This window comes from Actinoplanes sp. ATCC 53533, from assembly GCF_003947245.1.
Map to the genome: position 1 here is coordinate 1 of NZ_QHHV01000143.1, position 12,628 is coordinate 12,628.

Here is a 12,628-nt window from a genome sequence, read left to right on the forward strand (position 1 = left end):
GGGCGGCGACGGTCTCGGCGAAGAGCGCCTCCAGGGCCGGCTCCTGCTCCAGCAGCCGCGCCCACGACGGCGCGACCAGCGCGGCCGCCGCAGCCGGCGTGCGCTCCGCCGCCGGCAGGTCGAAGAGGCTCTCCAGCACCGCGTGCACCAGCGTGCCGCGCACCTGGTCCGGGGTCGGCTTCTCCGGCAGCCGGTCGATGGTGCGGAACCGGAACAGCAGCGGGCAGGTCTTGAAGTCGGCGGCGCGCGACGGCGACAGCGACGGCCCGGCATGACGCTCCCCGCGCCCGGGAGCGGAGCCGGGCCGCGGGTCCGCGGCGGAGTCCGCGGAAGGGGACAAAACCGTTTCTGCCGTCATGGGGGTAAGGCTAGGGGAGGGGTACGACGAAATCGCCGCGGCAGGGACCTCTCAGGTGCGGTCCGTAGCATCGACACGTGGACGACGGCGCACAGCAGACCCGCCCCGCCCGGCGGCCGGGCCGGATGGTCGGGCATGTGCTGGGCATCCCGGTTTATCTCAGCCCGTCGATGTTGCTGCTCGCGGTGCTGGTCACCGTCGTTTACGGCGGATACGTGCAGGCCGAGCTGGGCCTCGCCGGGCCGGCCGCGTACGCCGTCGGTTTTGGTTTTGTGGTTTGTCTGCTCGGCTCCGTGCTGTTGCACGAGCTCGGCCACGCCCTGACCGCCCGCCGGCACGGCATCGGTGTGCGCGGGATCACTCTTGAACTGCTCGGCGGCTACACGGAGATGGACCGTGACGCCCCCACGCCCCGGGTCGACGCCCTGGTCTCGCTGGCCGGCCCGGCCGTCTCCCTGGTGTTGGGCGCGCTCGCCACCGCCGCCGCCTTCGTGCTGCCCGACCGCACCGTCGCCGGGGAGATCGCCTTCCAACTCGCCGCCAGCAACGTGCTCGTCGCGGTCTTCAACGTCCTTCCCGGGCTGCCGCTCGACGGCGGCCGGGCGCTGCGGGCCGGGCTGTGGGCGCTGATCAAGGACCGGAACAGGGCCACCGAGGTCGCCGCCTGGGCCGGCCGGGGCATCGCCGTGCTCACCGCCGCGGCCGTGTTCACCCTGTACCGGCTGAACCTGCTGACCGTCTTCGGGCTGGTCTTCATCCTGCTCGTGGTCTTCACGCTGTGGCAGGGCGCCGGTCAGTCGATCCGGCTCGCGCGGATGAGCCGCCGGTTCCCCCTCGTCGACCTGCGGGCCCTCGCGCGGCCGCTGTTCGCCGTACCGTCGGGGACGCCGCTGGCGGAGGCCCAGCGCCGGGCCGGCGAGGCCGACCGGGGTGGGGATGCCCTGGCCGTCGCGGATGCCGGCGGCCGGCTCGTGGCGCTGGTCGACGCCGCCGGAGCCGCCGCCGTGCCGGCCGCGCGGCGGCCCTGGGTGGCCGTCGACACCGTCGCGCGCGACCTGGGCCGGGTGCCCGCCCTGCCGCTCGGGCTGACCGGCGAGCAGGTGGTCCGGGCGGTGCAGGCGCACCCGGGTGCGCAGTACGTGATCACCTCCGGGGAGGATGTCGTCGGCGTGCTGCACGTCGCGGATCTGGCCGAGCTGCTGGAGCCGCGCCGCGCGGGCCGCACCCGGCGACCGGACCAGCCGTCGCAGCGATGAGCCAGCACCGAATGAGAGAGCGATCAGTGACCGTGCAACCCACCACCACCGTGGTCGACGAGCCCGTGCCCGCCCACCGGGGCCCGTTCCGCGTGGGCGACCGTGTGCAGCTCACGGATCCCAAGAACCGCATGCACACCATCGTGCTGGAGCACGGTAAGGAGTTTCACACCCACCGCGGCGCCCTGGCGCACGACGCCCTGATCGGCCTGCCCGACGGCAGCGTCGTGGTCTCCGCCGGCGGCACGGCCTATCTGGCGCTGCGCCCGCTGCTGTCCGATTACGTGCTCTCCATGCCGCGCGGCGCGCAGGTCATCTACCCCAAGGACGCCGCGCAGATCGTCGCCATGGCCGACATCTTCCCCGGCGCCAAGGTGATGGAGGCCGGCGTCGGGTCGGGCGCGCTGACCTGCTCGCTGCTGCGGGCCGTCGGCAGCACCGGCGAGCTGCACTCCTACGAGCTGCGGGACGACTTCGCGGCGATCGCCCGCAAGAACGTCGAGGCCTTCTTCGGCGGCCCGCACCCCGCGTGGCACCTGCACTCCGGCGACGTCGCGCAGGCCGAGGGGACCGGTTTCGACCGGATCGTCCTCGACATGCTGACCCCCTGGGAAGCCCTCGCGATGGTCGAGCGGGCGTTGATCCCCGGCGGCGTCTTCATCGGGTACGTGGCCACGACCCCGCAGCTGTCCGAGCTGGTGGAGGCGTTGCGGGAGCGCGGCGGCTGGACCGAGCCCCGGGCCTGGGAGTCGCTGGTGCGCGACTGGCACGCCGACGGCCTCGCCGTGCGCCCCGACCACCGGATGATCGCGCACACCGCGTTCCTGGTCTCGGCCCGCAAGCTGGCTCCCGGCGTGACGGCGCCGCCGCGCCGCCGCAAGCCGAGCAAGGGCGCCGAGGCGTACGCGTTGCGCAGGGCCGCCCAGGCCGCGCTGGCGGCCGAGCGCGCGGAGCCGGTGGACGATCCCGGGGTGTGACGGGTGCAGGCGGATCGGGTAGTTTCCGTCGCGGGTTTCGATGGGTTCGCGGAGCGGAGGGAACGGGTGGGCGCGATGAGTTCTCCGCCGTTCGGTGGCAGCAACGAGATGCCGGCGGTCTTTCCCGACTGGTCGCCGTACGAGGACCTGGACTCGGCCGCCCGGGCCTATCTGCGCGACCCCGAGGTGGCGCTCGACGCCCTGTTCGGCGTGCTGCGCGGGGCGTCCGTGCTCTGTTTCACGCTGGAGCGCTTCGTCAACGAGGTCAACGGCGTGTGGCAGGAGGTCGTCATCTGCGACGGCAGCCGGCTCGTGCTGTGGCACGGCGAGGACGTAGCGCCCGGGGACGGGCCGGTCGGCTCGATGACGTCATCCCTGCGGGTGGTGCCCCTGTCGACCGTCACCGAGGTGGGCTGCCGGCGGCGGCTCACCCGGACGTCGACCGGGCAGGCCCGGGTCGACAGCATCGACGTCTACCTGCTGCTGAGCTCCGTGGACGACGCGGTGCCGCCGCCCGGCATGGCCGAGGACGAGGGCCGGGCCGCGTTGCGGCATGACGCGCTGCGCTTCGGCAAGACGCTCGACGACGGCGGCCCGGGGCAGATTGCCCGCTTGGAGGAATTCTCCCGGATTGTCGCATCTTTGGTCGGTCGTCCGACACTGTGAGATTCTCCGCTCCGCCGGGCCGGTTTTCGCCGGGCCCCGCGGAGCGGCGGAAAACGATCAGTCGGCCTCGGGGCCGGCGATCTCCACGTCGTCCTTCGCGCGCACCACGTGGATGCAGTCGCCCGGGCACTCCTTGGCCGCGTCGATCACCTCGAGGTGCAGCCGGGCCGGCACCCCGGTGCGCACGCCGGGGCTCTGCAGCAGCTCACCGGCGCTGTCCTTGACGTACGCGAGGCCGTCGATGTCGAACTCGAACACCTCGGGTGCGTATTGCACGCACAGCCCGTCACCAGTGCACAGATCCTGATCCACCCAGACCTCAAGTTCGCCTGTCTCGGTCTGTGTCGACACCGCTTACCTCCCCCAACTAGCCCGGTCCGACGGTACCCGAACCCCCTGACCACCCGGTGCACCCCACAGGCCCGATCGATCAAGGTTCAGTGACGAGGGTGTTGCATGGGTCGAAATCCGCCCCGCAGCGGCTACTGTTATCACCAAGACGTTCGAGCCCCCGGGGAGGTGGGACGTGGCACGTAGCGACGAGGCGTCAGGCGCCGCACGTTGGGAGAAAGAGGCCAACGATCTCTCCAGCCAGGTTGCGTTCCTGCAAGAGGAACTAGCTCTGGTACGGCGGAAGTTGACCGAAAGCCCCCGACACGTCCGTCAGCTCGAGGAACGGCTCGCGGCGACGCAGGCGCAGCTGGCCCGACTGACCGAGAACAACGACCGGCTCGTGGCGACCCTCAAGGAAGCCCGATCCCAGATCGTCACTCTCAAAGAAGAGATTGACCGGCTCGCCCAGCCGCCCAGCGGCTACGGCGTATTCCTGGCCGCCCATTCCGACGGCACAGTCGATGTCTTCACCGGTGGTCGCAAGCTGCGGGTGGCGGTCTCGCCGTCGCTCGTGGTCGAAGACCTCAAACGGGGGCAGGAAGTCCTCCTCAACGACGCGCTCAACGTGGTCGACGCGTTCGGCTACGAGCGGGTCGGCGAGGTCGTCCAGCTCAAGGAGATCCTCGAGAATCCGGCCGGCGGTCCCGGTGACCGCGCGCTGGTGATCTCGCACGCCGACGAGGAGCGGATCGTCCACCTGGCCGACTCGCTGATGGTGTCGAAGCTGCGTGCGGGTGACTCGCTCATGATCGAGCCGCGCTCGGCGTACGCCTACGAGCGCATCCCGAAGAGCGAGGTCGAGGAGCTCGTCCTCGAGGAAGTGCCGGACGTCGACTACACCGACATCGGTGGTCTGCACTCGCAGATCGAGCAGATCCGCGACGCGGTGGAGCTGCCGTTCCTGCACGCCGAGCTGTTCCGGGAGCACCAGCTGCGCCCGCCGAAGGGCATCCTGCTCTACGGCCCGCCCGGCTGCGGCAAGACCCTGATCGCCAAGGCGGTCGCCAACTCGCTGGCGAAGAAGATCGCCGAGCGCCGCGGCGATGAGAAGCACACCAGCTACTTCCTCAACATCAAGGGTCCCGAGCTGCTCAACAAGTACGTGGGCGAGACCGAGCGGCACATCCGCCTGGTCTTCCAGCGGGCGCGCGAGAAGGCCAGCGAGGGCACTCCCGTCATCGTCTTCTTCGACGAGATGGACTCGATCTTCCGCACCCGTGGCTCCGGCGTCTCCTCCGACGTGGAGAACACCATCGTCCCGCAGCTGCTGAGCGAGATCGACGGCGTCGAGGGCCTGGAGAACGTCATCGTCATCGGCGCCTCCAACCGGGAAGACATGATCGACCCGGCGATCCTGCGCCCCGGCCGTCTCGACGTGAAGATCAAGATCGAGCGGCCGGACGCCGAGGCGGCGAAGGACATCTTCGCCAAGTACATCCTCAGCGGCCTGCCGCTGAGCACCGACGACCTCACCGAGCACGGCAACGACAGGGACGTCACGGTTGCCGCGATGATCGAGGCCGTGGTGCTCCGGATGTACACGGAGTCCGAGGAGAACCGCTTCCTGGAGGTCACCTACGCCAACGGTGACAAGGAGGTCCTGTACTTCAAGGACTTCAACTCCGGCGCGATGATCCAGAACATCGTCGACCGCGGCAAGAAGATGGCGATCAAGGAGTTCCTCACCAACGGCAAGAAGGGCCTGCGACTGCAGCACCTGCTCGACAGCTGCGTCGACGAGTTCCGGGAGAACGAGGACCTGCCCAACACCACCAACCCCGACGACTGGGCCCGCATCTCCGGCAAGAAGGGCGAGCGGATCGTCTACATCCGTACGCTCGTCTCCGGCGGCAAGGGCGCCGAGGCCGGCCGCTCCATCGAGACGGCCAGCAACACCGGTCAGTACCTGTAACTAGTCCACGGCAACGCCCGACGCGGGCGGGGAGGCGCTACGACGCGCCGCCTCGTCCGCGTTGTGCATCTCTACCCTCCGTGATGTGGCGCGCACGTGCGGGGGCGAGAACCAACTGGGAAGCGTCTAGGCTCGATACATGGGCAACGGCAGCACAGTGGCGGGTGGGGTGGTGGCATGAGCGTTCGACGGATCATGGGTACCGAGGTCGAGTACGGTATTTCGGTGCCGGGGCAGCCCGGCGCCAACCCTATGGTCACCTCGTCGCAGGTGGTCAACGCGTACGGTGCGCGGCCGGAACTCAACCGCGGCGGCCGGGCCCGGTGGGACTACGAGGAGGAGTCGCCGCTGCGCGACGCCCGTGGGTTCACCTACTCCGGTGCCGCGTATGACCCGGCGGACGCGCTCGCCGACGAGGACCTCGGCCTGGCCAACGTGATACTGACCAACGGTGCCCGCCTCTACGTCGATCACGCCCACCCGGAATACAGCACGCCGGAGTGCACCACCCCGCTGGACATCGTCCGCTGGGACAAGGCCGGCGAGCGGGTCATGGCCGAGGCGTCGCGGCGGGCCGCCACGATCCCCGGCACGCACCGCATCCAGCTCTACAAGAACAACACCGACAACAAGGGCGCCTCGTACGGCTCGCACGAGAACTACCTCATGCGCCGGCAGACGCCCTTCGCCGACATCGTGGCGCACCTGACCCCGTTCTTCGTCACCCGGCAGATCTTCTGCGGCGCCGGCCGGGTCGGCCTCGGCCAGGACGGCAGCGGCGCCGGTTTCCAGCTCTCCTCGCGCGCCGACTTCTTCGAGGTCGAGGTGGGCCTGGAGACCACGCTGAAGCGGCCCATCATCAACACCCGCGACGAGCCGCACGCGGACGCCGACAAATACCGCCGGCTGCACGTGATCATCGGCGACGCGAACCTCTCCGAGATCTCCACCTATCTCAAGGTCGGCACGACCGCCCTGATCCTCAACATGATCGAGGAGAAGGTGTTCACCGGCGAGCTGGGCATCGCCGACCCGGTCTCCGAGCTCAAGGCCGTCAGCCACGACCCGTCGCTCAAGCACCTGATGCGCCTGCGTGACGGCCGCAAGCTCACGGCGCTGGATCTGCAGTGGGCCTACTACGAGCGCGCCAAGGCCTTCTGTGACGAGCGCTACGGCGCCGACGTGGACGAGCAGACCGCCGACGTCCTGCAGCGCTGGGAGGACGTGCTGGACCAGCTCGGCCGCGACCCGATGCAGCTCTCCGATCAGCTCGACTGGGTGGCCAAGCTGCGGCTGCTGGAGGGCTACCGCGAGCGCGAGAACCTCACCTGGTCCTCGCCGAAGCTGCAGCTGGTCGACCTGCAGTATTCCGACGTACGGACCGAGAAGGGCCTGTACCACCGGCTGGTCGCCCGCGGCTCGATGAAGACGCTGCTGGACGACGAGGAGACCCGCCGCGCGATGGTGGAGCCGCCCGAGGACACCCGGGCCTACTTCCGCGGCCAGTGCCTGGCCCGGTACGCGTCCGAGGTGGTGGCGGCCAGCTGGGATTCCGTGATCTTCGATGTGGGCCGCGAGTCGCTCGTGCGCGTCCCGATGATGGAGCCCGAGCGGGGCACCAAGAAGCACGTCGGCGCCCTGTTCGCCAAGTGCGACACCGCGAAGGACCTGCTCGAGGTGATCACGAGCCGCTGACGGCCCCGCAGGGCGAGAAACACCCGCGCCGACAGGCGTTTTGTCGTACCCGCGAGGTAAGTTTTTCCCAACCCGAACCAGTTGGGTCATGAAGGGGGACAGCCATGGCAACGCGAGACACCGGCGGTCAGTCGCAGTCCGGCAAGGGCAAGCGCGACGAGGAGATCGAGGACGTCACCACCGAGGCCAACCCTGAGGTTGCCGAGCGACACGCCGAGATCACCGAGGATGTCGACGACCTGCTCGACGAGATCGACTCCGTCCTGGAGGAGAACGCTGAGGAGTTCGTCCGCGGTTACGTCCAAAAGGGCGGCGAGTAAAGGCCTTAAGGGGGCGAAGCGGACATGCCACGGGGGCAAGATGACCGCGATGGCCACAGCACGGTCGAATTCGACGAGCTGCTGCTGGCCCAGGGGGGCCGCTGTGCCATTTGTGGCGCAGCCGATCCTCAACACCTTCACCACGATCATCGCACCGGATGGGTGCGCGGGATATTGTGCTTCAACTGCGACGGCGGCCTCGGGCAGTTCCGGGAGAGCCCGGAACTCCTCGCCGAAGCGATCACGTATCTGAAAGGAACCACGTGGCAGCGGGTTTTGATCCATCCGGGCGTCTTCCAGATGTGTTCACCAATGCGGGGACGTCCTCCTTCACGCAGTTCCTGAGCCAGGCGGCCCCCGAGCTGTTGCCGGGTCGCCGGCCGCTGCCGCCGGGGATGGCCGCCGATATCGCACCGCACGGCACGACCATCGTCGCCATCGCCACCGCCGAGGGCGTCGTGATGGCCGGCGACCGGCGCGCCACCATGGGCAACCTCATCGCCAGCCGGGACATCGAAAAGGTGCACCCGGCCGACGCTTATTCGCTGATCGGCATCGCCGGCACGGCGGGCATCGGCATCGAGCTGATGCGCATCTTCCAGGTCGAGCTGGAGCACTACGAGAAGATCGAGGGCGCGATGCTGTCCCTCGACGGCAAGGCCAACCGGCTCGCCGCCATGGTGCGCGGCAACCTCGGCGCGGCCATGCAGGGCCTGGCCGTGGTCCCGCTCTTCGCGGGCTTCGACCTGTCCCCGTCCGACCCCTCCCGGGCCGGGCGCATCTTCAGCTTCGACGTCGCGGGCGGCCTCTACGAGGAGACCGGCTACGACGCGATCGGCTCCGGCTCGCTGTTCGCCAAGTCCGCGCTGAAGAAGCGGTACCGCCCGGGTGTCAGCACCCAGGACGCGATCCGCCTGGCGGTGGAGGCGCTCTACGACGCGGCCGACGACGACACGGCGACCGGCGGTCCCGACCTGACCCGCAAGATCTACCCGGTGGTGATGACCGCGACGGCGGACAGCACCCACCGGCTCACCGAGGCCGAGATCAACGCGGTGGCCGAGCAAGTGGTCGCCGGACGGATGGAGAACCCGGGCGGCTGAGCGCCTGAGCCAGCCCGCTGCGGAAAACCCATGCCAGTTCGTGTCTGGCGGTCCGCGCAGCAGAAACCGCCATCCGGTCTTCGAAGGAGTTGCCACCCGTGGCCATGCAGTTCTACGCCTCACCCGAGCAGGTCCAGCGCGACCGCTCGGAGTACGCCCGCAAGGGCATCGCCCGCGGCCGCTCCGCCGTCGTCCTCACCTACGAGGGCGGCGTCCTGCTGGTCGCCGAGAATCTCACCTCGCTGCGCAAGATCAGCGAGCTCTACGACAGGATCGGCTTCGCGGCGGTCGGCCGCTACAACGAGTTCGAGAGCCTGCGCCGGGCCGGCGTGCGGATGGCCGACCTCAACGGGTTGGCCTACGACCGCCGGGACGTGACCGGGCGCGCGCTCGCGAACGCCTACACCCAGACGCTCGGTGCGATCTTCTCGGAGACGCAGAAGCCGTACGAGGTGGAGATCTGCGTGGCGCAGGTCGGCACCTCGCCCGAGGCCGACGAGCTCTACCGGATCACCTACGACGGCTCGGTGCAGGACGAGCCCGGCTTCATGGCGATGGGCGGCTCCGCCGAGGCCATCTCCACGGTGCTCAAGTCCCGCCACGACGTCGCGGCGGATCTGCCCACGGCGCTGGCGCTGGCGGTCGAGGGCCTGGCCAGCGTCGGCGGGGAGAACGGCACCCCGCGCACGCTGGGCGCGTCCCAGCTTGAGGTGGCGGTCCTGGACCGCAACCGCAAGGGCCGCACCTTCCGCAGAATCCAGGCCGCGGCGCTGACCACGCTGCTCTCCGGCGGCAAGGACGAGCCGGAGAAGGAGGTCGGCGAGGCGGGCGACGTGGCGCCGCCCGCCGCCGCCGACGACAAGCCCACCGTCTCGGCCGCCTCGGCCGACCTGGAGGGCAAGCCCGAGGCCGCCGCGGAGGGCAAGACCGAGACCGACCCGGCGGAGCCGGCCGACGACACCAACGGCGACGGTTCCTGAGCTGACACGCCAACGGCGACGGTTATTGAGCCGGCACGCCAACGGCGACGGTTCCTGAGCCGGCACGCCAACGGCGACGGTTTCTGAGCCGGCACGCCAACGGCGACGGCTCCTGAGCCGGCACCACCGGCGACGAGCGCGCCCCCGCCCCTGGCCGTCCGGCCCGGGCCGGGGGAGCGGCCGGCGACGCAGCCGGTCGCGGGCCCGCGCCTGGCCTTAGTCGATGACGCGCGGGCGCCACCATTCCTGGTTGTCCCGATACCACTGCACCGTCGCCGCCAGCCCCGCCTCGAAGTCCGCCCGGGGGCGGTAGCCCAGCTCACGGCGGATCCGTTCGTCGTCCAGGGCGTACCGCCGGTCGTGGCCCGCGGGGTCCTCGACCGCCGCCACCCGGTCCCAGCCGGCGCCGCAGGCTTCCAGCAGCATGCCGGTCAGCTCGCGGTTGGTCAGCTCCTTGTTCCCGCCGATGTGGTAGACCTCGCCCGCCTTGCCCTCCAGCAGCGCCAGCGCCGTGCCCCGGCAGAGGTCGTCCACGTGCACCCACTCGCGCACCTGGCTGCCGGCGCCGTACAGCGGCAGCGTGCGGCCCTCCAGCAGGTTCGTGACGAACCGGGGGATGAGCTTCTCGGGGTGCTGGTACGGCCCGTAGGCGTTGGCGCAGCGGGTCACCACGACGGGCAGGCCGTGGGTGCGGTGGTAGGCCAGCGCCAGCAGGTCCGCGCCCGCCTTGCTGGCCGCGTACGGCGAACTCGGCGCCAGCGGTGAGCGTTCCGACCAGGCGCCGGTGGTGATCGAGCCGTAGACCTTGTCGGTGGAGACGTGCACGAAGCGGGACGTGCCGTGCCGCAGGGCCGCGTCCAGCAGCACCTGGGTGCCCACCACGTTGGTCGTGACGAACTCCGCGGCGGTGTGGACCGACCGGCCGGCGCGGGACTCGGCGGCGAAGTGCACCACCGCGTCGTGCCGGGCCATGACCACGTCGATCAGCGCCGCGTCGCCGATGTCACCGGGCACGAAATCGAGGCGCCTGCTCTCCGCGACCGGGCCCAGACTGGCGAAGTCGCCCGCGTACGTCAGCTTGTCCAGCACCGTGATCCGGGCGCCCGCCAGCGGCGGCAGCGCGTCGGTGAGCACGCTGCGGACGAAGTGGGACCCGATGAAGCCGGCGCCGCCGGTGACCAGAAGGTTCATCAAGCCGCAGTGTATCCGCAGGTCGGGGCCCTGCGAGTTGATCTCGCCGGGTGATCGCCACGCTCCGCGTCGGTGAAAGGGCGCGTTGTCACTGCCGCTGATGGCCCTAGTGCGGCTAGTGTTTCGTCATGGAACGGCGAATTTTCGGCCTCGAAACCGAGTACGGAGTCACGTGCACCTACCGGGGACAGCGGCGGCTGTCACCGGACGAAGTGGCCCGCTACCTGTTCCGCCGAGTGGTGTCCTGGGGACGCTCCAGCAACGTTTTCCTCCGCAACGGTGCCCGCCTCTACCTCGATGTCGGCTCCCACCCCGAATACGCGACCCCCGAATGCGACTCCGTCACCGACCTGGTCGCCCACGACCGCGCCGGTGAGCGGATCCTGGAAGGCCTCCTCGTCGACGCGGAGAAGCGTCTGCACGACGAGGGGATCGCCGGCGAGATCTACCTCTTCAAGAACAACACCGACTCGGCCGGCAACTCGTACGGCTGCCACGAGAACTATCTCGTCAGCCGGCACGGCGAGTTCGGCCGCCTCGCCGACGTCCTGATCCCGTTCCTGGTCACCCGCCAGCTCATCTGCGGCGCCGGCAAGGTGCTGCAGACCCCGCGGGGCGCGGTCTTCTGCCTCTCGCAGCGCGCCGAGCACATCTGGGAAGGCGTCTCCAGCGCGACGACGCGCAGCCGCCCGATCATCAACACCCGCGACGAGCCGCACGCCGACGCCGAGCGCTACCGGCGACTGCACGTCATCGTCGGCGACTCCAACATGAACGAGGTCACCACGCTGCTCAAGGTCGGCAGCGCCGACCTGGTGCTGCGGATGATCGAGGCCGGCGTGGTCATGCGCGACCTGTCCCTGGAGAACCCGATCCGGGCCATCCGCGAGGTCTCGCACGACATCACCGGCCGCCGCAAGATCCGCCTGGCCAACAACAAAGAGGTCAGCGCGCTGGAGATCCAGCAGGAATACCTCTCGAAGGCGACCGAGTTCGTCGAGCGCCGCGGCGGCGACCCCACCGCCAAGCGCGTCGTCGAGCTCTGGGGCCGGGTGCTCAACGCGATCGAGAACGGCGACCTCGACCCGGTGTCCCGCGAGATCGACTGGGTGTCGAAGTACAAGCTGATCGAGCGCTACCAGGCCAAGCACGAGATCCCGATGTCGCACCCGCGCATCGCGCAGCTCGACCTGGCATACCACGACGTGCGCCGCGGCCGCGGCCTGTACGCCCTGATGGAGAAGCGCAAGTCGGTCGACCGCATCTCCAACGACCTGGAGATCTTCGAGGCGAAGGAGACGCCGCCGCAGACGACCCGCGCACGCCTGCGCGGCGAGTTCATCCGGCACGCGCAGGAGAAGCGGCGCGACTTCACGGTCGACTGGGTGCACCTCAAGCTCAACGACCAGGCGCAGCGCACGGTCCTGTGCAAGGACCCGTTCCGCGCCTACGACGAGCGGGTGGAACGCCTCATCGCCAGCATGTGAGGCAGGGGAGCCTTCAGCCCCGGTCAAGGGCGGTGGTGGTGGCGGGGTGGTCGGACGGCGAGTCTTCAGTCCGGTCAAGGGCGGTGGTGGGGTGGTCGGACGGGGAGTCTTCAGCCCGGTCAGGGGCGGTGGTGGGGTGGTCGGACGGGGGTAGGCTGGTCCGGCCATGACGACACCAGCGCGCGAGCCCGACCACTATCCGCCCGGCGAGCGTCCGGAGCGGACCGCCGAGGACGTCAGGTGGTCGCGCGTGGAACGGCGCCGCGAGCGCATCCGCGCCCAGGTGCGGC

Annotated in this window: 13 protein-coding genes; 10 read left to right on the plus strand and 3 right to left on the minus strand. The window is 70.0% G+C overall.

What is annotated here, in order from left to right:
* Positions 1-358: PD-(D/E)XK nuclease family protein (locus tag DMB66_RS39300; RefSeq protein ID WP_148112800.1), on the minus strand; the 358-nt coding region annotated here is incomplete at its 3' end.
* 77 nt (positions 359-435) lie between these two features.
* On the opposite strand from DMB66_RS39300, the gene DMB66_RS39305 reads away from it, so the two are divergent.
* The 3 genes from DMB66_RS39305 (at position 436) to DMB66_RS39315 (ending at position 3,257) form a co-directional block, all read left to right on the plus strand.
* Positions 436-1,614 carry a site-2 protease family protein gene (locus DMB66_RS39305; protein WP_370320078.1) on the plus strand — a complete coding sequence of 393 codons (1,179 nt, stop codon included), beginning with the start codon at positions 436-438 and terminating at the stop codon, positions 1,612-1,614.
* Positions 1,615-1,625: 11 nt separating this feature from the next.
* Entirely contained in the window at positions 1,626-2,591 is a 966-nt protein-coding gene (locus tag DMB66_RS39310) for a tRNA (adenine-N1)-methyltransferase (RefSeq protein ID WP_125809209.1), read from the plus strand.
* A gap of 75 nt (positions 2,592-2,666) precedes the next feature.
* The gene (locus DMB66_RS39315; RefSeq protein ID WP_199752891.1) at positions 2,667-3,257 is read left to right on the plus strand and encodes a hypothetical protein; all 591 of its coding nucleotides are present in this window, start codon (positions 2,667-2,669) and stop codon (positions 3,255-3,257) included.
* A 57-nt stretch (positions 3,258-3,314) separates the two neighbouring features.
* On the opposite strand, the gene DMB66_RS39320 is transcribed toward DMB66_RS39315, so the two are convergent.
* Positions 3,315-3,608 carry a ferredoxin gene (locus DMB66_RS39320; RefSeq protein ID WP_125809211.1) on the minus strand — a complete coding sequence of 98 codons (294 nt, stop codon included), beginning with the start codon at positions 3,606-3,608 and terminating at the stop codon, positions 3,315-3,317.
* Between the two features lie 175 nt (positions 3,609-3,783).
* On the opposite strand from DMB66_RS39320, the gene arc reads away from it, so the two are divergent.
* The 6 genes from arc to prcA all read left to right on the plus strand — a co-directional run bounded on the left by arc (position 3,784) and on the right by prcA (position 9,660).
* On the plus strand, positions 3,784-5,562 hold the full coding sequence (gene arc, locus DMB66_RS39325) for a proteasome ATPase (protein WP_125809212.1): 1,779 nt from the start codon (positions 3,784-3,786) through the stop codon (positions 5,560-5,562).
* Positions 5,563-5,739: 177 nt separating this feature from the next.
* Positions 5,740-7,257 carry a depupylase/deamidase Dop gene (gene dop / locus DMB66_RS39330; RefSeq protein ID WP_125809213.1) on the plus strand — a complete coding sequence of 506 codons (1,518 nt, stop codon included), beginning with the start codon at positions 5,740-5,742 and terminating at the stop codon, positions 7,255-7,257.
* A gap of 104 nt (positions 7,258-7,361) precedes the next feature.
* Positions 7,362-7,577, plus strand: coding sequence for a ubiquitin-like protein Pup (locus tag DMB66_RS39335; RefSeq protein WP_023364349.1), 216 nt, complete (start codon positions 7,362-7,364; stop codon positions 7,575-7,577).
* Positions 7,578-7,601: 24 nt separating this feature from the next.
* Complete coding sequence (locus DMB66_RS39340) at positions 7,602-7,922, plus strand: endonuclease VII domain-containing protein (RefSeq protein ID WP_233625156.1); 321 nt, start codon at positions 7,602-7,604, stop codon at positions 7,920-7,922.
* On the plus strand, positions 7,841-8,680 hold the full coding sequence (gene prcB / locus DMB66_RS39345; protein WP_125809214.1) for a proteasome subunit beta: 840 nt from the start codon (positions 7,841-7,843) through the stop codon (positions 8,678-8,680). Before DMB66_RS39340 ends, prcB begins: the two co-directional genes overlap by 82 nt.
* A gap of 98 nt (positions 8,681-8,778) precedes the next feature.
* Positions 8,779-9,660, plus strand: coding sequence for a proteasome subunit alpha (prcA, locus tag DMB66_RS39350; RefSeq protein ID WP_125809215.1), 882 nt, complete (start codon positions 8,779-8,781; stop codon positions 9,658-9,660).
* A 216-nt stretch (positions 9,661-9,876) separates the two neighbouring features.
* On the opposite strand, the gene rfbB is transcribed toward prcA, so the two are convergent.
* Positions 9,877-10,851, minus strand: a complete 975-nt coding sequence (gene rfbB / locus DMB66_RS39355) for a dTDP-glucose 4,6-dehydratase (protein ID WP_125809216.1) — start codon at positions 10,849-10,851, stop codon at positions 9,877-9,879.
* A 128-nt stretch (positions 10,852-10,979) separates the two neighbouring features.
* On the opposite strand from rfbB, the gene pafA reads away from it, so the two are divergent.
* A complete protein-coding gene (pafA, locus tag DMB66_RS39360; protein ID WP_125809217.1) occupies positions 10,980-12,338 on the plus strand; it encodes a Pup--protein ligase in 1,359 nt (452 codons plus the stop codon).
* Positions 12,339-12,628 lie beyond the last annotated feature (290 nt).

Coding starts and splice junctions, on each gene's coding strand:
- DMB66_RS39315 (WP_199752891.1), top strand. CDS start 2,667: ATGAGTTCTCCGCCGTTCGGTGGCAGCAACGAGATGCCGGCGGTCTTT.
- dop (WP_125809213.1), top strand. CDS start 5,740: ATGAGCGTTCGACGGATCATGGGTACCGAGGTCGAGTACGGTATTTCG.
- pafA (WP_125809217.1), top strand. CDS start 10,980: ATGGAACGGCGAATTTTCGGCCTCGAAACCGAGTACGGAGTCACGTGC.
- DMB66_RS39340 (WP_233625156.1), top strand. CDS start 7,602: ATGCCACGGGGGCAAGATGACCGCGATGGCCACAGCACGGTCGAATTC.
- DMB66_RS39310 (WP_125809209.1), top strand. CDS start 1,626: ATGAGAGAGCGATCAGTGACCGTGCAACCCACCACCACCGTGGTCGAC.
- DMB66_RS39335 (WP_023364349.1), top strand. CDS start 7,362: ATGGCAACGCGAGACACCGGCGGTCAGTCGCAGTCCGGCAAGGGCAAG.
- rfbB (WP_125809216.1), bottom strand. CDS start 10,851: ATGAACCTTCTGGTCACCGGCGGCGCCGGCTTCATCGGGTCCCACTTC.